Source organism: Ktedonobacter sp. SOSP1-52, from assembly GCF_016587395.1.
The window spans coordinates 24,970-45,098 of the sequence record NZ_BNJH01000002.1 but is presented as its reverse complement, the minus strand read 5'-3'; the positions used below and the strand labels follow the sequence as shown (position 1 = coordinate 45,098).

The window sequence follows — 20,129 nt, the reverse complement described above, 5'->3', positions numbered from 1 at the left end:
TCATAAGTCTGATCTTAGCTCACCCTCAGCGTGGGCAGAGAGTGCTGACTCCAACGATTCTCGGCGCTTCTTCTCGTATTTTGCACAAAGAGAGAAACGCCGTACACTGTGCCGACCCGCTGGAAACCGCCTGACACGTGGACCGGCGCAGTGTATGGCTCCTCTGTGATGTGCTTTCAGTTCCGTCGCCTGGAATGAATCTGACTGAGAATGGATTTATCCTTGATATGTGTATCGTCTGCCAGCAGCAGGGCTTTGGAAAGAATGAGCGCCAGGAGCATATCCCCCTCAAAGGGTAGGAAGAACTGACCCTCGGTCGCCTCGCGTACCTTTGTATCATACACAATGCAGAGGTATTGATCCCCTGGTTCCATCATAATGTTGCCCGATCCCAGATGAATACGATAGGTGCAGAGATCCCCTCGGACACGGAGATACCGCTCCTCAAAAGTACAGCGTTCCCCAATCTCCAGCATTGGGACCAGCCGCTCCAGAATCTGTTTCCTTCCCTGCGCGGAGAGCGAGAGTTCGTCTTGATTGTAGAGCCGCCAGTAGTCTTGCAGCGCTCCCTCTTCAGCGCCGTTGTAGCCATTGGGGTCAGCCCCCAGGCTGGTCACGCTGACAAACAGATCAATGTCGCGCATCACCTCAGAAAAGACCAGCGGTGGCACCTGTTCCAGCGGCTGGCGTTGCATGCCATAGCCATCGGGGTTTTCCGTCCCCAGTCGCCAAAAACGGACCTGCGAGGTGATGAGGCAGCGAGGGATCTCGAACTCCCCCTCCACCATGTTGACCTCAAATTCTGCTCGTATACCCAGATGCGGCAGGTCCAGCCTCACCGGATCATCGCTGATGGACCCTTGGAAGTTGCTGTGCAAGGAAAAGGTCCAGCCACGCGCCCGCGCCAGGGCATTGAGTTGATGTTGACGAATGTAGTGTCCAGCAAAACGTCGTGAGTGATCGCCGCTGACCCGTTCCGCATCCGTGAGCGGGTAGATTTCGCGGTGCGCCTGCTTGAATGGTTGCGTGATGCGCTGCGTTTCCAGCCAGACGCACCAGCGCTGAACCTCCTCGCGCGTACTCATCAGGGGGTGCCAGAGCGAGACCACCGCCTCCTCTGGGAGCGCCACCGGCTGCGTGTCAGGATCAACCAGCGCTCCTTGATACCAGATCATCTGCCAGCTCTGTGAGCCGTTGCTGACCTGCCAGATCAGATGACGGGCCAGCACACTGAGCAGGGGATGCTCCAGGTAGCGCTCACGCCAGTCTTGCAGGGTCCAGTGCCGCTCATGGAGAAACAGGCGCTCCAAGCGAGTGCGCTGATCGGTCACCAGGTGCTCGATATCCTTGACTAGCCGGGTCAGGGCCGTCAGTTGCTCTTTTGCGGTGCGCTTCATCGCCGCTGGCAGGTTCTTTTGCGGCTCTCCTGCGGGGTCCAACCAGCGCTGTTGCACTCCTCTCCCGCTCACCGTGAGATGGGCGTTCCAGTTCTCCACTGCGATGTGGAGTTGGGCATCTTCAAGCTCGAATGTGGGGATCATTAACTCTTCCAGATCCAGGCGCGTCATCTGTTCGCGTTGCGCCACGGCGTCAAGCGCTTTCCCGATTCTTTGCTGATAGGAAGCCTGTTTGACCGCCCGGCGGACGCGTTCTAGCTGCGCGATAGCATCCCGCCCTCGCATCCCTTCCAGGCTGATGACCGCCGCATCCCCCGCCTTGGGGCAGCGTGGTCCCACTCCTGGCATTTTGTGATAGCCTTCGATTGCCACATCGGCCAGCAGCGCGGCCTGAGCGCGGTCACTACTCCCGATGGAGAGCCAGAGGAGTCCACGCAGAATATCCGAGTTGTTCCCATCCATGCGTTCCCCTTTTGTGTGCGTGAAGAAGCTGATCCAGCGATAGAGAGTGTTGGTGAAGGTAGCGCTCTCCAGGGCCGCAACCAGACCTTGCGCCTCCTGTTGCCAGCGGGTGGTAGGAGCGACAGAGGTGGCTCGTACACAGTGGTGTAAAAGCGCCAGCCAGTGATCACGCTCCTCGGTCGAGAGAGCCTTGAGTTCCGCGAGAATCGGCAGCGCCCACGCGTCAGGAAGGAGTGGAGAGTCGAACGGGTAGTCGCGCTTCAAAAGCAGGCTCTGCAACGTCAGCCGAAATCGACGATCATGAGCGGCGTCGCCAATGGGTTGTTCCTCTGCTTCAAGCAGCTTGCGGATGGCTTCCAGATCAGGATAACAGGTCTCAACCACTTCGGGCTGATCAAAGTAGAAAGCAAAAACATCGATCAGCAGAGGGGAGATGCGCCAGAGCCGGTTCCCGTTAGTGAAGAGCGTGCTCGTTATCATACCCTGCAACATGGTATGAATATCCTCTGGGCTGAAGGGCAACGTTTTTTTGCACAGCGTCCTGAAGAGCAAATGTGCCTGTTCATCCCGGTGAGATTGTTGGGAGGCATCAGGCATTGTCTGGCGATTGTATGCTTCCTGGATCAGGAGAGAGAGTAGCCGTATCGTTGCCTGCGGCGTCAGTTTCTGCTTGAGGAGCTTGAGGACCGCAGGCTCGATCTCTCCAGGCGTACCACAGGCCAGATCCTGATGATAGGCAGCAAGGACCATCTGAAGTTCACGCTCACTCTCAAATGGGGCGGGAGCAGCCTGCAACACATCCAGCAATGGCCCTGCGCTCCCAGGAAAAAGCGCACGCCGTAACTCAAGCCGTATCATATTTTCCCAATCGGAGGGCCTGGACCACCCACATTGGGAAACAGCTTCATAGAGCTGGCTGATTTCTTTCTCAAACAGGGCCAGCAGTTCTGCCGACGTGAACCGGGAAGTCACGGCTTTGAAGAGAGTATACAGCGTATGTTCGTCCGATCCCCTGTAATACCCTTTCGATCCCCTGTAATACCCTTTAAACTTATGATATCCTCCGTGCAGCAGGAGGATACGACTCAAGGAGCCAAGGATAGCACGCACATCTTCATGGTCATACGGCAAATCCGAGGTGCAGAGAACATCTAACAAGCAAACGGCCTGAAAAAAGGGGAGAGACATCTGCTGAGAAGGCTCATACCAGGCATAGGCCTCCTGCAAAGTCTCCTGGATAAGTTGCACCTTTAAACGTGGATAGGCCTCCTGAAGCAGCATTTCTGTCACCGGATGCAATGAGGTATTATTATAGGTGTCCAGTTCCTGATGATAGGTCGCCAGACAGATTTGGGCCTGCTCTTGCAGAGATGGTCCCTCGCCTCTGCCATATGCACGCAAAAGCGAGGCCAGACCGGGCGGATTATCGGCAAACAACAGATTGCCCAGCATCATGCGAGCGCGATAGGCCTCCTGATAGGGATAATAACCGCCCCAGTGTGCTGCCAGAGCATGCAAAGAGGTCAATTCCTTCTGACATCGCGCAAAAAACTCTTGCTGTCTGAGCAACGGTTCCAGGCGCAACAGCAGATCGAACACAAGTTCATTGGTTGCATTTGCATGATGATGACCTTTGTACCCTTCTCTAGAAAGAAGCTTCAGGATATCCTGGAGCAGCCCCCGCACGTCGTCACTGCTATACGTGAGGGGTTCTCTCCCCACTCTCTTCAGTAGCTGCATTGCCTGCCGGAAGGGAGTATCCTCCCAGTCTGCACTTTCAAACGTCAGGTCGATTTCTTGCAGGGTCACGCGCACCAGTTGCACTTTTAACTGGTTATTTGTCTCTTGCAGGAGCAGATCAAGGGCAGGATGGTCCCAGTCCTGGTACGAAGGTTGTGTGAAATCTCCCATTTCCTGACGGTAGGCAGCAAACACGGCCTGCGCATCCTCTGCTTGAGGCTGATTGGCGCTACTGCCGATACGGTTGAGCAAGGGCGCCAGGATCGGCAGCCGCTGCTCTTGCTCGCTTATTGACATCGTTATCCTCCAATAAGGGGAATTAATTTCAAAAATGTAATGGTCGTCTGATTGGTGAGATGAATGGATGCATCAAGTTTCGTCATCTGTCGCCCATTGATCAACACAAGATAGCGTTTTTTCATAAACGCCGCTATGGCCTGCTCATAATGGATTTGCCAGTCTACAGGTGGGGCCGCATCAGCCTGTTGGGGTTCAACAGGCCTGGGAGTGATCAGACAGAGCGACTGGCTACGTTTTTGCGCGTTATATTCGCTCACTTCTTGATAGATCCGGCTCCGCAGAATTTCGCGCAGCGTGCTCTGTTCCTCGAATATATCCATCTGCCAGGGTGACTGTTGCTGACCCTGTAGCGAGGCGTCCTGAAGTGTAATGGTTGGCATCAATACCTCCTCTTTTGATCTTCGTCTCTTTGGTATTCTCACCTTTCTGACAGAAGATGGAAAGAAAAGCAACAGAGGTACTATCCGTTTCAGCATTGGGGGCGTCGCCGAGATCATTCTGCTCTGCGTTCGCTGGTACCTGCGGTATGCTTTGAGCGGTTGTGTTGCAAAAAAACAAAGAGGAACACAAAGAATGGAGTTTCGTCGTTCTTCTCGCCAGGAGTCATTGGTGGCCGCGAGATGAGGGCGACAGCGCTTCTCCAACTCTGGCGCATAGCGCTGGACCCAACGGAAGATGGTGGTGTGGTCGACGTGCAAACCTCGCTCCAACAACATCTCTTCCAGGTCGCGATAGCTTAAATCGTCTCTGAGATACCAGCGCACACAGAGCAAAATGATCTCGGTCTCGAAATGACTGTGCTGGCTACTTGGGACATCTGTTCGGGAAATCAGCCTGTTATGGACAATGGAATGAGCTTTCTTGCCAAGCATGTGAGATGCGTGTACAATCAACACTGCCCATTCTGTGTATGCACTCCAACCATATGCCATTTTTACAAAGAAGAGGTTCTATTTGTGTGGTGGGTATTTTCCTCGGTCAAACGATGCATGTCTTTCAACTTCCAAACATTTCTCGAACGCGTTCTCTGTTGGGTCAAACCATCGGCAACCTCCCTTGTGCCCGGTACGCTTGCCGATCTGACCAAAGGGAAATTGGAACTGCTGGCGGAAAATGCGCTCTTACGGCAGCAACTGATCATTCTCCGTCGACAGGTCAAGCGACCGACCTACCGGAAGACGGACCGGCTTCTCCTGGTACTTCTTGCCAGGATGGCCCGAACCTGGAAACAGGCACTCTTCCTGGTCCAGCCAGAGACGCTCCTGCGCTGGCATCGTGAGCTCTTCCGTCTGTTCTGGAAGCGCAAAACGAAGGCATGCGCGAGAACGTCGAAGCTCTCACCTGAGACGATCTGCTTGATCAAGGAAATGGCAGCGAAGAATCGACTTTGGGGAGCGGAGCGTATTCGGGGAGAACTGCTCAAGTTGGATATTCGCGTGAGCAAACGAACCATCCAGAAATATATGAGGCCCGTTCGCCGGAGACGACCGAATGGGCAGAGTTGGAAAACGTTCTTGCGCAATCACGCGGCAGGCGTGTGGGCCTGTGATTTCTTACAGGTGACTGATCTCTTCTTCCGCCCACTTTTTGCTTTTTTCATCATCGAACTCCAGTCGCGCCAGGTGATCCATGTGAACGTGACGCGATCGCCGACCGATCCCTGGGTCGCGCAACAACTGCGCGAAGCGACTCCGTATGGGCAAACACCCAAGTATCTGATCAGGGATAATGATCGCAAATTCGGGCCGAATTTTGCTCGCGTGGCCGCAACGAGTGGGATCAAGGTGCTTCGCACACCATACCGAACGCCGCGTGCCAATGCTGTGTGTGAACGCTTTCTGGGAAGTGTGAGGCGAGAATGCTTGGATCATTCCCTGATCTTCCATGAGAAGCAACTCCATCGGCTCCTCAATGCCTATACGGTCTACTTCAACCAGGCTCGACCCCATCAAGGGCTGGGGCAACGCATTCCGGTGCCATCGGTTCCGTCTGCTTCTCTTCTGAAGCCCCCAAACCGGGTGATCGCCATTCCCATATTGGGTGGGTTACACCATGACTACCGGAGGGCCGCCTAAATAGCCAAAAACCAGAGAAAAGAGAAGATGTACGAATGTGTTTCTGTGCAGTCTGACCCTTTGCCTCATTGAGCAAAGAGAACACGTCCTCTTGCCTCATCGCAGAGGTCTGGCGTGCTGACGATGGAGTGTATCCACTTGAGATAAACCCTTTCCGTGCTTTTTCTGCCTCTCGTTTCTTGGCATGAGTCAGAGATTTTGGAACGGATATGCTAAATAGCCAGCACACTGGAAGGGAAGGAAAGTCATCATGCATGAGCCTAGTGTAGTGGAGAGAAGCTATTTCTGAAAAATGGTTTGAGTTGAAGCGCCTTAAATGGGACAGAGTTGAACCATTTAAAAAAGGTTCATTGTATGCTATACTGCGTGAAAAACAGGCGGGACCTGCTCAAGTGAAGAGGGCGGGATGTGTCTCTTGACGAGAAGCGTTCTTTTTTTATGAGCAGAGACAAGCGAAGCGCCCAGGTACAGAGTATAGGAGTGGAAAGGGAAGAGGAGTGGTATGACAAGAAAGAGACCGACGAACGCGTGGAGCTGGGGTCAAATGGATGGGTGGAAACACCGCTATGAGGTCTATCAACGAGATCATCACTGGAGAGAGCAGCAGCAGAATTGCCTGGCAGAGCGACGCGCTGCTGAGCAGGCGATGCGATCCTTGCTCCGGCACTTTCTGGACGAGGAGCTGAGCCTACAGGCATTTAACAATCGCTTTCAACACCAGATCCACGAGGCGTGGAGTCTCTTTGGGCCTCGTGGGGTCGAGGGACTGGTGCTGCATACCTTGGTCAAACATGCTCTGCAGCAAGAACGTCTCGCTACGCTGTTCCGCGCCATATTGCCCGTGGGGAAAGCAACGCCGGATGAGGACTAGGAGGGGCGTCAGCGGATGTCCTCGCTGATGCATTGGTTAGAGGGATGGATTGTGAGTCGGCAGGCGACGCGACAGCAACTGCAGCCAGGGCGCATGCCGTTTTTTCTGAGTGCGTGGTGGCATATTCAGGCTCCGGAGCGCTGGCCCCTGTTCTCGGGCCCGGTGCGTCGTGTGCTCGTCGCGGAGGAAGCCGAGAGGAAAGCGGAGAGCACCTCCATTGACACCTATTTTCTGCTGCGTGAGCGGTTTCTGGCTTTGATGCAGGCGTTGAACCTTTCGTCATGGGAGGCGGAACAGTTCTGTTGCTGGCTGGATGAGCAAAGGGAAGGGAACCAGCAACAAGGAGCATCGTGGGACGAGTGCTTTAGATGCCATGAGAAGCATGAACTGTCCTCCCCAACGTGTGTGTGGCAGCGAGGTGGAGACCGGTGTGTGAGTGAAGGTCGCCTGTCCTCGCGTATCCATCTGCAATGGTTGTTAGCCAAACTGGGGCACAAAGTGGGCTGTGATGTCTGGATGGCTCCGATGGACCGTGCCCAGATGTGGCACGATGAGCGCCTGGGTGATTTGAGCCTGGAGTCCTTGCCACAGGTGACGTTGCTGATGGGACAGCACGAACTGGGAGAAATAGATCTGTTGTGGGTGCGCAAAACGGAACTGGTGGCAGCCTATCGCATCGCGCAGACCCCTGAAGAGATGACGCTGTCCTTGCTGCATCTTTATGATCTCTCGCTCTTACTGCCCAGGCGAGACGTCGCGTTGTGTGTGGTAGCTTCTGATCTCAATGGAGCGAGTGTCCAAGCCGCCTTATCGCGGCCGCTCTTCCAAAAGTATGGGAAACGACGGCCCTGTGGCGTGTTGTTCCGCGACCGCTTATTTGAGCATGAGGAGCATATTTTACGGTGGGCCAGTAGCCCAAAGGTGATTGCTGATCTCACAGAGCATGTGGGGCGGGGGCATAGGCAAGCATGTTTTCACGGCAGTCTTTCGAGGCAAGAAGGAGAAGGGTGAAGAGCAAAAGGGATGCTCGACATGATCAGTTGTATGATGATCAGCCGTAGATGGTGCGGGGCTGGCGAGAGAAGGGAGTAATCCGTTTCTCTCGCTGCCCGTGTATTTTTGAGGGTCTATATAACTGTCCCCTTGAAGAATGGCGCCTGCTTCTTTGACGCCTGGGGCAGGCATTCGTGCGTTGGGCGAATGCCTCTTTTCATAGTTACTGTATCATAGAATGCCTCGATATGCAATCCTGGGGAGGAAAAGAGAGCAAGAGAAGGAAGAGCTGTCTTTGCATGAGGGTGGAAGTGATGGAAAGGAATTGTCGATGGATCGCTCGCACTGCCTCCACAATTCTTCACGGGAAAATGGGGAGTAAAAATGCCGGACACATATCTCATCAAGAAAAAGGAGTGCCTCGCTGAAGTTCATGAGGCGCTCCTTGTTGACGAACCAATTGAAGCCGAAGAATAGGTAATGGAAGAAAGATATCTGGCGACTGCGCAATGCCAGCTCCAGGTTCTCTACCTCAATATGAGATTTCTCCCGCACCTGGCGCAAGCGACCCTCACTTAGAGCCAAAAAGGGATGTTGCCTTCAAGTGCTTTCGGTTTGATCCCCTTAAGGGCTAAGTACGCAATTTCATCACTATAGTGAATGGTAATTGGAAGACGGGGGGACCTGAGTGAGCCATAATGCAGGAGGGTAAGAGCAAGGGTTCTGTCAGAATTCAGAGCAAGGCTTGCTTGGCGACCGTTTGCAAGGTATGCTGAGGAGAACAACGTATCTGAGAAGGAGTGTTTCATGAACTGCCCACATTGCGCCTCAGCCACTGCCAAAGAACAAACCCAGAAGACCACACTCGGCTATCGCGTGTTCCGTTGCTCTGCTTGCAAGCATCGCTTCAACGAGCGTACTGGAACGCCGTTCAATTTCCTAGAATATCCCACTGATGTGGTTCTGCTGGTCGTCCTTTGGCGTTTACGCTACAAATTGAGCTTGCGTGACTTGGCTGAGATGTTCATGGAGCGGAGCATTGTGTTCACCCATGAAACCGTTCGGGACTGGGAAGCCCGGTTTGCGTCCCTGGTGACAGACCAACTGCGGACAAAACGACGAGGACAAGCTGGGAAATCCTGGTATGTGGATGAGGCATACATCAAAGTGCATGGAAAGTGGTGCTACCTCTATCGCGCCATTGATGCTGATGGCAACCTCGTGGACTCACGCCTTAGCGAGAAACGCGATATGGAAGCTGCTCAGCGCTTTTTCAAACAGGCTCTCTCCGTCGTTGGTCATGCCCCAGAGCGCGTGATAACGGATGGGCATGCTTCCTACCCACGAGCCGTACGTGAGATCCTTGGGAACGGTGTGCAGCATCGGACAAACAAATATCTTAACAATCTGTTGGAGCAAGACCATCGAGGAGTGAAACAGCGGTACTATCCGATGCATGGCTTTGGGAATTTTGAATCAGCGGCACGTTTTTGTCGTGCTTTTGATGAAGTACGTAACTACTTTCGTATGCGTCCCACTATGGGAGAAGTACTGTCCCTTCCTGAGCAACGACGGTTGTTCTGTGAAAGATTTGCTGCTCTGCAACTCCTGATGCGGGTGGCTTCATAAGCCCCATGATCATGGTGAAGGAACGTCTATTTTCCTGTAGACTTTGGTTATTTCAGTTCTGACAGAACCTCTGGGCAGATGTGCATCTCTTTTTCCTGCTCACCTTCACTGGAAACGAGCAGATGCATAAGATCTGGATCATCCGCAATCCCGAGAAACTGGCTTTTATACAGCAGCAATTGGAAGTCCGGTAGCCTACTCTATCGTGCGAATGCTGCGTCAGAACAGCGGTAAGCTGTTCAGTACGTGGTAAATAACCTACTAGGTGGATCTCCCCACGGGATACGCAACGAGCTTGCAGCAAACGAGCAATGAAGGAATGGAAGAGATTGTTGAAAGCAGACAGGGACTCTCGGCCCTCATGACAAGCTCAGAGGAGCAATGACACCTCGCTCAAATCGCCTGTTTGTTCGCCAGTTCCTCCTGTATTACTTGATAGCGAGAAAGGTGGGGACGCCTGCCACGGAAACACGCCGTTGCGGTGGTCCCCACCAGGCATTACAGGCGAGCCGGTCGGACCACCTCCAGCGGTAATGCGAACGCACTTCACGAGGGGGACGTGGTGGTGGGAAAACCTTCTCAGGACACTCAACAAGCGCGATGATCTCGGTGTGTTGACGACGCCAATGGGTCGTCCAGGTGCGGCGAAGCGCTCGACCTGCGACATCCACCCATCGTATTGGTCCGAGAAGGACAGGCGTTTGCTCACACGCAGCCAAAGCAGGTGGGGGCAAGAGGCGACGGACAGCGCTGACCCGTCGAGCACGATTGCCTTTGGCACCTTTCGCCAGGCATTGTTCTCGCAGAGAACAGCGCTGACAGTCGGTCTGATACGCGAGATAGACGGCACGCTGAGTGAACGCATTTTCTTGGCGCACTTCGCTCAACCACAAGCTTGCTCCCGCTGGACAGCGAAGCTTGCCATCCTCTTGTAACGTAAAGGCATCAGCCCCGAAGCGTCCAGTGGCTCGTCCGAATGCTGCGGCCCACTCCCACGGCCCATACTCCTCAACTGGTTCTTCAATGGTGAGAAGCACAGGAGGTGTCTTTTTCGGAGATGCCCACTCGATCTCGCGTAGCTCAGCTTTTTGCATAGCCTGTCCAAGTGAGAGCCGGAGGTTCCATACCCATTGACACGCAATCTGCCAGAGTTCTTGTCCACACTCGGTGTACGAACACCAGCGGTCGGGATCTTCTTCGACATCTTCATCCGCAAGTACCGCTTCAAAGGCTCCCCGCCCATGATAGAGATCGAGCACATCGCGCGACGAGGAATCCATCGATGGGCAGGGTTGTGATGAAGACCTCATACACCCACTCACCGATGCACTTGCCCACCGACACCCTCTTGCCTGGTGCGGGGGCACGATGCCGAGCCACAATGATGCGGGTTTGAGGTACCCCCTCATCCAATGACAACCAGCCTCCATCAAACAACTCGACCTCCTCATCACTGTTCACTCTGGTCACCCTCGCGGTTGGTAGGTGAGCGAGCACGCGCTGGATCTGAGGGTGCTCCAGGACGCGATACCCTCTCGCTCGTGTCACCAGATGGACGCCTGCTGCAATCAGTTGTGCAATGGCTACTGTATCCCCATATTGCCCGTCGAGGCGAACAAGAGCTACCTGTGCAGTGAGCGCAAAGAGCTCCAGGTAGGTTGTGATGGCCCGAAGCGCTGAAGCGAGCTCTGCTTGATAGTCACCATTGCCCCGGCCTGCAAAGGTGCCGATCCATTGACGAGTATGCATCTGAAGCGCGACGGTGCGTGTGCGGACGACCTCACCTCGTTTTCGTCCGGTGTAGCCTGGCGCGCAGACCGCATCGAGTCGGCGTCGAGGGGGAGGCAAGCTTGGATCACAGGGCAACGCTCGCTGCCGTGCTGCCTGACGTGTCGCATCGACATCAAAGACGATGTAGCGGCGGCTCTGTCGATCCCAAATACCGCCGATCGTCTCCGAGGTCCACCCTTCAGTGAAGCCGTATTGCTCGAAGAGCTGGCGAAACACTTCCAAGCAGGGACGATCGACACTCGCCAGAAAACGGCTGAGCGTGGCACGATGGGGAAGGTTCGCACGCTCAAACAGGGCCATGAAGGCTGACCCAAAGGGAGTGACTCGCTCAAAGAAAGCCGATAACGTTCGTTCTCCACTCATCGCGTACCCGAACAGGAGCGCGAGAAAATCAATTGGTTCATAGCTGCCGAAGCGTCCGCGCACCAATTGGACTTGATGGGCGAAGGCTTCTAGAATCCCTTTCGTTGTGAGGTGCTGGGACAGGATGACGACTTCGGCGAACCACGCTGGCACCGAGGGACGATCTACGGGAGAGGTTTGGACCTCTATGCTCGGGTTGGGTATCATACTCAGAGAGACCTCCTTGTGAGAGTATGGTTTGTTTCCCTCTCATTAGATGTCTCTTTTCTTTTTATGCTGCTAGCTTGCTGTCAGCTCGTTGCGTATCCCGTGGGATCTGTCTCACTCTTGGTGATTTAGGTTGCTTGTTTGGAGAAAGAGGAGAGGTTTCCATGTTCAATATTCCTTCCTACTACAAAGCATAGAGAACGCGCTGGCGGAGTAAAAGGAAGCCAGCTCTCCCGTAGCCCATTCTCTTGATGAGTTTGAGCTTGTTCACTTTTCGTAGAGTAGGTGGCTGGCGCGTTACCCTTTCAGGCACGTCTCCAACCACCCCTCCCCGAACCTGGCTTGCAGTAGGATAGGCGGCCGGCGAGGTACCTTTACAGATCCTTTTCCAACCGCCCTCCTCCGAACGACGCATGAGAGTTTCCTTCTCACGTCGCTCTCTAGTGATGGTATTGTCAACTTGACTGGAAGCCTGCTTGAAAGCTGGGCAATATGATACAATACGCCTTATGAAAAAGAACAGCTCAGCTTCTCCTTACAAGGGATACCGCTTTCCACCCACTGTTATCAGTCATTGCGTATGGTTATATTTCCGTTTTTCGCTCAGTTTCCGTGATGTTGAAGAGCTCATGGCAGAGCGTGGGGTTGTGCTCACCTACGAAACCATTCGTCAGTGGTGTCTCACATTCGGCCAAACGTACGCCAATGAGTTGAAGCATCGACGCTCGAGACCGGGAGACAAGTGGCATCTGGATGAGGTGTTTTTGACGATCAATGGCAAGCGAAGCTATTTGTGGCGCGCGGTGGATCAGCATGGCAACGTGCTCGATATTTTGGTGCAGTCTCGACGCGATAAAAAGGTCTCCAAAAAGTTCTTCCGCAAGCTTCTCAAAGGGCTGGAGTATGTGCCTCGTGTGATCATTACTGACAAGCTTGCGAGTTACGCCGCTGCCAAGAGGGAAATTCTGTCTAGTATCGAACACCGACAGCACAAAGGCTTGAACAATCGAGCGGAAAATTCTCACCAACCCACTCGACAACGAGAGCGGACGATGCGACGGTTCACATCTCCTGGCCATGCGCAACGATTTCTCTCGGCCTTTGGGCCAATCTCTGACCATTTTCGACCAAGAAGACATCGCCTCTGTGCTTCAGATTATCGTACCCTCATGCAGGAGCGCTTTGAGACTTGGAACGATATCACCGCTAGAGATAGGGTTGTATAGCAAGCCCATTTTTCTAGTTTCTTCCCTGCCATTGCTCTCCCAACAAGCTTTTCCTCAGAACGACGCTCTTCCCCATACAATAACTTGACAATAACCCTCGCTGAGCAGTTTCGCGCTCTTCACTGTGACGAGAGTCCCACTCCTAGACCTCGCTGAGGGACCTCGTCCCTCGGGCTCCCTGGTATTTTTGCATTCGAGCTTGTCAGCAGATGGGTTAGAAGGTAAGATATTCGCTGAGTCAATGACCTATCTTTCGTGAGTCAACGACTCGCAAACACGTGTGCAAAGTAAGATTTCTCATGAGGCATCCCCTTCTCTCAAAGTAAGATTTTTCCATGAGGCAATGCGTCGCAGAGGTAATTATCTCTCAACAGGAGTCTCGAAACCAGTTTCTGTGCTGATTCTACCCCTTTCCTCCACGTTCTCTCTTCCCTTTCCTGGATGAGATGGACACTAAGTCGCTACCGCGCTGAAGTGACGATGACGGAAAGCTATACAAGTGGGGCGAAGAGTGATTAATGGTACAAATGTCGCTGGAAAAGCCGCCTCTCATCTGACCTAAAATATGTAAATACGTTCTGGAGGCACCTTTGGGTAGATGTCCTGACTGTTGAAGAACTCATTCACTCTCCCCAAGCAAGGGCATCATTCGTTTTCCACTGCACAGGCCTCGCAAAAGACAAAAACCAGGATAAGAATGTGGTCTATCAGGGCCATACTTTTTTGTTTTTTTCTCGCTGCGCTGCCAAAAAAGGGCGGATCTCGCCAGAAGTGACCTCTGGTCTTGACTCAGAAATGTGGTTCTCACGATTAGCAGTGAGATGACAAATTGATGACAAAAAAGGGCAAGAATGTTCATAGTTCAGTCATCTCTATCCGCTACACTGTTGTTCCAGATACAGAAAAACAAAGTGCCCATTGAACATTCATAAGGAAAGTACCATGCATAAACCATTTCGCTTTGGTGTGCAGAGCAGCGGCCTGATGTCTGAACGATCCTGGATGGCTCAGGCTCGACGAATTGAGGAGCTTGGCTATGCCACTTTGTTGATGCCTGATCGTCCCTCCATGGGTGGTTTTGCTATCTTTCCGGCCCTGACTATGGCCGTTGCAGCAACAACCACATTACATGTTGGCAGTTATGTCTTCTCTAACGATTATCGTCACCCACTGCTTCTGGCGAAGGCCGTCGCTACCCTGGACGCTTTCTCGGGTGGACGTTTTGAACTCGGCCTGGGTGCAGGAGTCAGTGGGGGCGAATATGAGCAGATGGGCCTGACCTTCGAGAACGCCGGTACACGTGTTGGCCGCCTGGAAGAAGCTCTTGCCCTTATCAAACAATACTTCACTGCTGAAGAAGTAAACTTTTCCGGCAAGTACTACACCGTTACCGGCATGAAGACGCTGCCAATGGCGGTCCGGCAGCCACATCCTCCCATCCTGATGGGCACCGCTGGCAAACGTATGCTCACGATCGCCGCCCGCGAAGCTGATATTATCGCTCCAGCTGTGAGAATGGGGCCGCAGGGTGTTGATCCCACAGATGTGCCGATGGAGGAAAAAATAGCCTGGATACGTGAGGCCGCCGGAGAGCGTTTTTCTCACATTGAATTGGCTCAACCTGCTTATGAGATCTCTCTTAGTGACAATTCCGCTCCTGTTTTCTCCCCTCCTGGTATGTGTATGCCTATGAGGACGATGACTACAGATCAGGCGATTGAGCACCTTCTCGCTCATCGGGAGCGTTATGGATTTTCTTATATTCAAGTATTCGATGGCCAACTAGAGAATTTTGCCCCTGTCGTAGCGCGCTTGAACGGTAAGTAGAGCATACTGCGAGCAAAAGAAAAAAACGCCTCACTCTTCAACTGCTATGACTATCAGGAGGTTTTTTGTCATGCGCACAACACGGATTATTCAGATCATTATCGGTATCGCTGGTTTAGGCGCGCTACTCCTTGGTTTATTATCCTGGATTGCTCAGATGAATGTGACTGGCATTCATATGCTGTTTGGTCTGGTCCTCGCTCTGACGTTACTGGTCATGAGCATTCTCGCCCTCATGACTAGAGGCATGAGAGTCTGGGGGATTGTTGGCATTGTGTATGCCCTGTTGGTACCGATCTTTGGTGTTACGCAATTTACTCTGCTTATTGGTGATCTACACTGGCTGATACGTACTGCACATATGCTGGTTGGTATTGGTGCCATGGCTCTGGCCGGAACGATGAGTGCTCGTTACGCGGTGCTTAAACAGCGCGGTACCAGTCCTGTTACTGAACCGCAGTCCGTGCACTAACGGATCTGGTCTGTTTTTCTGCTGGAACGCTCAAGCTTTTGCACACTAGTCGAAGGTGTTTGTAAGGAGAACATTGGTGATAAAAAGAGCAGCTACCCTCCTAACTCTTTATGGTATTGCAACTTTGTTGTTGATTGCCTGTAACTCCGCTCCCGTCCAATCTGGCACAGCTAGTAATCAGGTCCATATGAACGATATCAATTTTGTTCAATCTTCCATTACTATTAAAAAAGGCGAGCATATTACTCTGGTTGCTGATACTCTGACCCCTCATACTATTGCCAATGGCACATGGGAGAATGGAACGTCCAGAGCTACAAAAGAGCCTGGTGCTCCAACCGTCGATAACCTGTCTGTGGCCGGTAACAGTTCAGCTACAATCGGCCCATTTAACAGTGCTGGCACCTTCCAACTCTACTGCACCATTCATGTTCGTATGAACTTGACAGTGATTGTGCAGTAGAAATAGGGCTTTGAAAAGGGTTGTGTTGCAAGAAATCGCAAAGGAAGAAACTGGACGTGATTGTTCATCACAATCGTTCTTACACGGCCACTCCAAACAGTGTGGCAACCAACGCGACCTGCCCTCCGACATCTCCTTTTACCACCCCTTGTACCTGCCCCTTCCTCAGCATATTCATCACCTCGAAGCCTTGTACGGTTCGCCAGGCTGTTTCGAAGGAGAAACAGCCCATTCCTGGCTTGGTCAAGCGTTTGATGAACCGGTGGTCTTGCTCGATCAGATTGTTGAGGTATTTCACTTGCCGCAGTTCCACGTGTTCAGGCAGCACTCCGGCTGCTTTAAGCCCAGCAATCGCTTTGGGATAGGCTGCGTTCTTATCGACATTGATCACTCTTGGGATCATTCTGCGGACCTCAAAACGAGCAGAAGCGGTGGGTTGAACCGCATCCTCTGCCGAGGGATCTTTCATGAGCTCCAGGGGCAAACGGTCTTGAGGGGGAGAACACGTTGTGCGTTGCAAGGCTTTGAGGAAGAAGCCTTTGGCAGCCTCGGCATCCCGCGTTGGGCTCAGGAGAAACTCGAGCGTATTTCCTTCAGAATCCACTGCGCGATAGAGGTACATCCAGACTTTCTTGACTTTGATGTACGTCTCATCGACTTTCCACGAATCATTCCAGGCTTTCAGGTGAAGCCGACAGCGTTTTTCCAATTCTGGAGCAGAGTGCTGAACCCAGCGATAGATGGTCGTATGGTCGATGGATAGGCCCGCTCCCGCATCATCTCCTCGAGATCTCGGTAGCTTAAAGCATACCGAAGATACCAACGAACACAGAGCAAAATGAGCTCCGCTTCGCGCATGACGCCATTTGAACAGTTTGGCATTTTCCATGACAGGGCCTCTCTTCAGAAAATAAGCCCAAACGTATCACATTGGCGTCATCTTTGCAACACAACCTGTTTGAGACGGTTGAAGGGAAAGCTGTCGTGCTCAAGGCACACTTGTTACGGCATGTGTTTGCCACGCATATCCATCATGTCGAGCAGGTTCCTCTCGATATTGTAGCGGTTCTGTTGCACCAGAAGAATACTCGCGTGACTGGGTATTATGCGGCTCCATCATGGCATCAGGTGATGACATCGGCGAATGTGATCCTCGATCGTTTTGCCACGCATTTAGGATCGTTGGATGAGGCGTTTGTGCGTGCCCCTGCTGAATTGCAACGGCAATATGAAGAGGCCAAAGAGCGGGTGGGAACGTTGGCAAAAGTTCCTGGAGGTGATTGTACCTGCCACGGACAATGTCCCGTCTCATTTGCGTGTACCGGATGTGTCTTCAAAGTCCCTGACCCGATGCGTCGAGAGGAGATTGAGGAACAGGAGCAGTGGGCGCTGATTCGACTTGAGCAAGTGAAGCGTCGTGGACTGGGCCCTGAAGTGGTGAAGATGCAAGCCTTACTGCAGCGATGCCACGTCGAAAAGGAAGAAATGCAGCTGATTGAAGCGTATCAAAAGGATGAGCACTATGCAGCAACCCTTCGAATTGAATCTTGAACATGCCACGCCACGCCCGTGGCTGAAAACCTATCATGCAGCAAGAAAGCAGCGAACGGTCGACGTTGTGAGAGCGACGGTGGACCAACTGGTCCGTGAAGGGCGCGCCGTGACGATTGAGGCGATTTGTCGTCTGAGTGTGGAGTTTGATCCGCAGGGGAAAGGGGTGAGAAAGGCGGGAATCTTGGGAAATGAAGTCGCCTATGCCTATTATCGAGAGCATAGTCTCTCCTACCAAATGGCTCATCGACGAAAACATCCTTTGGCGAAAGGGAAGCAGAGAACGGCTTCCTCTGTATCTATCGACCCAAATCGCGATATCAGTCGTGTGCGTTCTCGATATCTATCGAGAACGAAGGTTGATCTTGTCGAGCGTCTTTTGATGGTGGAGCAGGCCTATGCAGAATGTCAACAGCAACTTGCTCGTCTTCAATTTGCGCTCGTTGATCTCCAACATGAGGCAAAGAAGCGATGAATAGGGAGAAAAAAGAGAGATATCAGTTCTCATCATGCGTTGTCGTCCGCCTCAGAGTGGTTGTCATGGTGGTGTGCAAGAGGAAGGAAAAGGAGACTTCTGGCGAGAAACGAAGAAGGGAGCTCGTAGAAGGCCGTTTCTCGTGTGGACGAGGTCGGCTCGCTTGCGCGGGCAAGCTATTGAGGTCGATGGTATGGCTCTCCTGGGCGAGAAGTTTGCCTGAACTCCCTGTGACAAAGATTCTTCTCGTCTTGTCATAAAATCTCCTTTCCTCTTTCTCCGAGCTACCTTTCTACCGTTACTGCTTGACAGTAACGAAGGAACATATTATACTGGCAGAGAAAAAGAACATCTTGATGGCGAAGAAGGAGGTCGGCAGATGGCGGCGATCTTAGGCTGGGTGCAGCGGCGCTGGAACGAGGTCTTGGAACCAGTGGTGAGTCGTGCGATAGTGGAGCAGGAAGCGCAGTTGCGAGAGCTGTGGGAGCGCGAACTGGAGTGGTGGAAGACACAGAGGGGTTTGTCGGGTGACTCGTTGCGTAAACCGATTACGCAGGTGCGGCACTTGATCCGTCTGTTGCCAGTGACAGCGGAAAATAGCTGGGAGAATCCGCGGACGCATGAGCGAGAACATATCGGGCTGCGGGTGTTTAATCTCTCGGAGGGGGAATGGGTGCAGATGAATGCACGCACCCAGGGGGTGACGCAGGAACGGTTGACCCAGCAGGTGTTGCTCAAAGATCCTGATGCCCTGGTGGAGCGGGCTCTCTCCCTGTTGTTTTCGCCTGAGTGGGCAGACCTGGTCGTTGGCATCGCGGTGTGTACTGGTCGCCGCCTGGCCGAGATCCTCAAAACAGGGGAGTTTGGTGTGAAGGAGCCCTATACCGTCTGGTTTGAGGGGCAGGTGAAGGGGCGCGGGCGCGAACCGGAACGCTATGAAATCCCAACGCTAGTGCGAGCGTTTCTGGTGGTGGAGACTGTCCAGCGGCTGCGTTCCCTGGTGGACTGTACGGGCCTGGAGATTGAGCAGGTCAGTCAGAAGTATGGTAAGGCGGTTAACGAGGCGGTGGAACGGCGCTACGGCGATCTGGAGGAACTGGTGCGTGCCACGCGCGAGAAAGTCAGCGTGCATAACTTTCGTGGGATGTATGCTCGCATTGCCTGTTTCTGGTATGCGCCCCCGCCGGTGGCCGACATCACCTACATGGCGCAGATTCAGGGCCATCGTTTTGTGCTGGAGCCGCGAGTGGAGGAGGGGACCCCACCTGAAGAGGTGGAGCAGATCAGGCTCAATTATGCCAGTCATGCCAATTACGCGGATTATAAGATTGCCGACAAAGATGGTAACATTGACGGCCGCCAGGGTGTGCGGTTAGGGCAGCCTGGCGTGACGGTCCTCGATGAGTTCCGTAAGGAGTATGAAACATGGGTGGAGAGCACCCATCCGGAGCAGATTCATCCCACCTCTGTGCTGAAGAAAGGTCGGAAAAAAGCGGCCAAAGAGAACAAAACGGGGTATTCAACGTTCAAGCCGACCATTCAGACGCGAGCCTGGGGTGATGATCTACGGGAAGAGATCGCTCGCCAGGTCAAGCGTGAGGTCAAAGATGACGAACTCTTGCGCCGAGCGTTTGCTGCGTATGAGAAGCAAGAACACCTGGGAGACCAGATGCAGGGGAGTGTGGTGCGACAGGATGGGAAGGTTTCGCTCTCCTTGGAGCAGCTCAATCTCCCAGCGGAGACGGCGGCCTTGTTCCGGGAAGCTATGGCCCAGACGGGATCCTCCGATCTGTTATCCTATCTCCTGGCAGCAGGAGAGCGGGAGGCACGCCACCTGCGCGGTCAGGCGAGACGACATGATAGCGAACGCTATGCAGCCATGAAAACCTCTCAACTTGCGGGGATGAAGGCCCCTGAAGCGGGCAATGAGCGCTATCGCCGTGCTGTGCACACGCTCATGCAGTGGAACGAAACGCGTCGTCCGTTAGAGCGCTGGTACATTACGACCCTCGCCATCCAGAAGTTAGTGGGTGGCCGCAAGGAAGCTATCAATGCCTATCTCGAGACGCATGCGGATGAGATCAAGGCCCATCATGATCGGCTGGGGATCAAACCTTCCTTCAATAGGAAGCCTGAACCCATCACGGAGATGATCCACATTGCCGAGGAGCCGACGGTCTTCCCCTGGGGCAAACCGGCAGAAGAAGCTCAACCTGAACAAGAAGGCTAATCGAAAAAGTGCGTGGAATCGCGTGAAAATTTCAATTTAACTTTGTAATTGAAGATG

General features: G+C 53.2%; 16 protein-coding genes and 2 pseudogenes. 11 read left to right on the top strand and 7 right to left on the bottom strand.

Annotated features, from left to right (window positions below; translation table 11 throughout):
* Positions 1 to 176 precede the first annotated feature (176 nt).
* From JMJ16_RS15840 to JMJ16_RS15830, 3 genes and pseudogenes are all read right to left on the bottom strand, one after another.
* A complete protein-coding gene (locus JMJ16_RS15840) occupies positions 177 to 3,896 on the bottom strand; it encodes a DUF4132 domain-containing protein (protein ID WP_201382987.1) in 3,720 nt (1,239 codons plus the stop codon).
* A 2-nt stretch (positions 3,897 to 3,898) separates the two neighbouring features.
* The gene (locus JMJ16_RS15835) at positions 3,899 to 4,279 is read right to left on the bottom strand and encodes a hypothetical protein (RefSeq protein WP_201386202.1); all 381 of its coding nucleotides are present in this window, start codon (positions 4,277 to 4,279) and stop codon (positions 3,899 to 3,901) included.
* A gap of 213 nt (positions 4,280 to 4,492) precedes the next feature.
* Positions 4,493 to 4,729 (bottom strand): annotated as a pseudogene (locus tag JMJ16_RS15830) (IS6 family transposase); the annotation flags it as partial.
* A gap of 126 nt (positions 4,730 to 4,855) precedes the next feature.
* Here JMJ16_RS15830 and JMJ16_RS15825 point away from each other — a divergent pair.
* From JMJ16_RS15825 to JMJ16_RS15810, 4 genes are all read left to right on the top strand, one after another.
* Positions 4,856 to 5,974, top strand: coding sequence for an integrase core domain-containing protein (locus JMJ16_RS15825; protein WP_201382986.1), 1,119 nt, complete (start codon positions 4,856 to 4,858; stop codon positions 5,972 to 5,974).
* A gap of 502 nt (positions 5,975 to 6,476) precedes the next feature.
* A complete protein-coding gene (locus JMJ16_RS15820) occupies positions 6,477 to 6,845 on the top strand; it encodes a hypothetical protein (RefSeq protein WP_201382985.1) in 369 nt (122 codons plus the stop codon).
* Positions 6,846 to 6,860: 15 nt separating this feature from the next.
* Positions 6,861 to 7,856, top strand: coding sequence for a hypothetical protein (locus JMJ16_RS15815; protein WP_201382983.1), 996 nt, complete (start codon positions 6,861 to 6,863; stop codon positions 7,854 to 7,856).
* A 789-nt stretch (positions 7,857 to 8,645) separates the two neighbouring features.
* The gene (locus JMJ16_RS15810) at positions 8,646 to 9,467 is read left to right on the top strand and encodes an IS6 family transposase (RefSeq protein WP_201382981.1); all 822 of its coding nucleotides are present in this window, start codon (positions 8,646 to 8,648) and stop codon (positions 9,465 to 9,467) included.
* A 428-nt stretch (positions 9,468 to 9,895) separates the two neighbouring features.
* Here the strand turns inward: JMJ16_RS15810 and JMJ16_RS15805 are convergent, their stop codons facing one another.
* The 3 genes from JMJ16_RS15805 to JMJ16_RS15795 form a co-directional block, all read right to left on the bottom strand.
* Entirely contained in the window at positions 9,896 to 10,777 is an 882-nt protein-coding gene (locus JMJ16_RS15805) for a transposase (RefSeq protein WP_236601125.1), read from the bottom strand.
* Positions 10,692 to 11,828, bottom strand: a complete 1,137-nt coding sequence (locus JMJ16_RS15800; RefSeq protein ID WP_236601126.1) for a hypothetical protein — start codon at positions 11,826 to 11,828, stop codon at positions 10,692 to 10,694. Before JMJ16_RS15800 ends, JMJ16_RS15805 begins: the two co-directional genes overlap by 86 nt.
* A gap of 184 nt (positions 11,829 to 12,012) precedes the next feature.
* Positions 12,013 to 12,243 (bottom strand): hypothetical protein, encoded by a 231-nt coding sequence (locus JMJ16_RS15795; protein ID WP_201386201.1) that lies wholly within the window; start codon positions 12,241 to 12,243, stop codon positions 12,013 to 12,015.
* A gap of 94 nt (positions 12,244 to 12,337) precedes the next feature.
* Here JMJ16_RS15795 and JMJ16_RS15790 point away from each other — a divergent pair, with 94 nt between their 5' ends.
* The 4 genes from JMJ16_RS15790 to JMJ16_RS15775 all read left to right on the top strand — a co-directional run bounded on the left by JMJ16_RS15790 (position 12,338) and on the right by JMJ16_RS15775 (position 15,816).
* Positions 12,338 to 13,054 (top strand): IS6 family transposase, encoded by a 717-nt coding sequence (locus JMJ16_RS15790; RefSeq protein ID WP_201382979.1) that lies wholly within the window; start codon positions 12,338 to 12,340, stop codon positions 13,052 to 13,054.
* 942 nt (positions 13,055 to 13,996) lie between these two features.
* Complete coding sequence (locus tag JMJ16_RS15785) at positions 13,997 to 14,881, top strand: TIGR03621 family F420-dependent LLM class oxidoreductase (RefSeq protein WP_201382977.1); 885 nt, start codon at positions 13,997 to 13,999, stop codon at positions 14,879 to 14,881.
* Between the two features lie 70 nt (positions 14,882 to 14,951).
* Entirely contained in the window at positions 14,952 to 15,353 is a 402-nt protein-coding gene (locus JMJ16_RS15780; RefSeq protein ID WP_201382975.1) for a hypothetical protein, read from the top strand.
* 76 nt (positions 15,354 to 15,429) lie between these two features.
* On the top strand, positions 15,430 to 15,816 hold the full coding sequence (locus JMJ16_RS15775; RefSeq protein WP_201382973.1) for a plastocyanin/azurin family copper-binding protein: 387 nt from the start codon (positions 15,430 to 15,432) through the stop codon (positions 15,814 to 15,816).
* A 79-nt stretch (positions 15,817 to 15,895) separates the two neighbouring features.
* Here the strand turns inward: JMJ16_RS15775 and JMJ16_RS15770 are convergent.
* A pseudogene (locus tag JMJ16_RS15770) lies at positions 15,896 to 16,705 on the bottom strand (IS6 family transposase).
* Between the two features lie 53 nt (positions 16,706 to 16,758).
* On the opposite strand from JMJ16_RS15770, the gene JMJ16_RS15765 reads away from it, so the two are divergent.
* The 3 genes from JMJ16_RS15765 to JMJ16_RS15755 all read left to right on the top strand — a co-directional run bounded on the left by JMJ16_RS15765 (position 16,759) and on the right by JMJ16_RS15755 (position 20,072).
* Positions 16,759 to 17,367 (top strand): hypothetical protein, encoded by a 609-nt coding sequence (locus JMJ16_RS15765; protein ID WP_201382971.1) that lies wholly within the window; start codon positions 16,759 to 16,761, stop codon positions 17,365 to 17,367.
* The gene (locus JMJ16_RS15760) at positions 17,339 to 17,842 is read left to right on the top strand and encodes a hypothetical protein (protein WP_201382969.1); all 504 of its coding nucleotides are present in this window, start codon (positions 17,339 to 17,341) and stop codon (positions 17,840 to 17,842) included. The genes JMJ16_RS15765 and JMJ16_RS15760 overlap by 29 nt, the downstream gene beginning before the upstream one ends.
* A 379-nt stretch (positions 17,843 to 18,221) precedes the next feature.
* Positions 18,222 to 20,072: a protelomerase family protein gene (locus JMJ16_RS15755; RefSeq protein WP_201382967.1), complete on the top strand. Its 1,851-nt coding sequence runs from the start codon at positions 18,222 to 18,224 to the stop codon at positions 20,070 to 20,072.
* The last annotated feature ends 57 nt before the right edge of the window (positions 20,073 to 20,129 follow it).

What these genes read in the sequence shown, in the direction of transcription:
- JMJ16_RS15840 (WP_201382987.1), bottom strand. Translation starts at nt 3,896, where the DNA reads ATGTCAATAAGCGAGCAAGAGCAGCGGCTGCCGATCCTGGCGCCCTTG.
- JMJ16_RS15760 (WP_201382969.1), top strand. Translation starts at nt 17,339, where the DNA reads ATGCAGCAACCCTTCGAATTGAATCTTGAACATGCCACGCCACGCCCG.
- JMJ16_RS15810 (WP_201382981.1), top strand. Translation starts at nt 8,646, where the DNA reads ATGAACTGCCCACATTGCGCCTCAGCCACTGCCAAAGAACAAACCCAG.
- JMJ16_RS15820 (WP_201382985.1), top strand. Translation starts at nt 6,477, where the DNA reads ATGACAAGAAAGAGACCGACGAACGCGTGGAGCTGGGGTCAAATGGAT.
- JMJ16_RS15815 (WP_201382983.1), top strand. Translation starts at nt 6,861, where the DNA reads ATGTCCTCGCTGATGCATTGGTTAGAGGGATGGATTGTGAGTCGGCAG.
- JMJ16_RS15805 (WP_236601125.1), bottom strand. Translation starts at nt 10,777, where the DNA reads ATGAGGTCTTCATCACAACCCTGCCCATCGATGGATTCCTCGTCGCGC.
- JMJ16_RS15755 (WP_201382967.1), top strand. Translation starts at nt 18,222, where the DNA reads ATGGCGGCGATCTTAGGCTGGGTGCAGCGGCGCTGGAACGAGGTCTTG.
- JMJ16_RS15795 (WP_201386201.1), bottom strand. Translation starts at nt 12,243, where the DNA reads ATGCGTCGTTCGGAGGAGGGCGGTTGGAAAAGGATCTGTAAAGGTACC.
- JMJ16_RS15800 (WP_236601126.1), bottom strand. Translation starts at nt 11,828, where the DNA reads ATGATACCCAACCCGAGCATAGAGGTCCAAACCTCTCCCGTAGATCGT.
- JMJ16_RS15835 (WP_201386202.1), bottom strand. Translation starts at nt 4,279, where the DNA reads ATGCCAACCATTACACTTCAGGACGCCTCGCTACAGGGTCAGCAACAG.
- JMJ16_RS15790 (WP_201382979.1), top strand. Translation starts at nt 12,338, where the DNA reads ATGAAAAAGAACAGCTCAGCTTCTCCTTACAAGGGATACCGCTTTCCA.
- JMJ16_RS15780 (WP_201382975.1), top strand. Translation starts at nt 14,952, where the DNA reads ATGCGCACAACACGGATTATTCAGATCATTATCGGTATCGCTGGTTTA.
- JMJ16_RS15785 (WP_201382977.1), top strand. Translation starts at nt 13,997, where the DNA reads ATGCATAAACCATTTCGCTTTGGTGTGCAGAGCAGCGGCCTGATGTCT.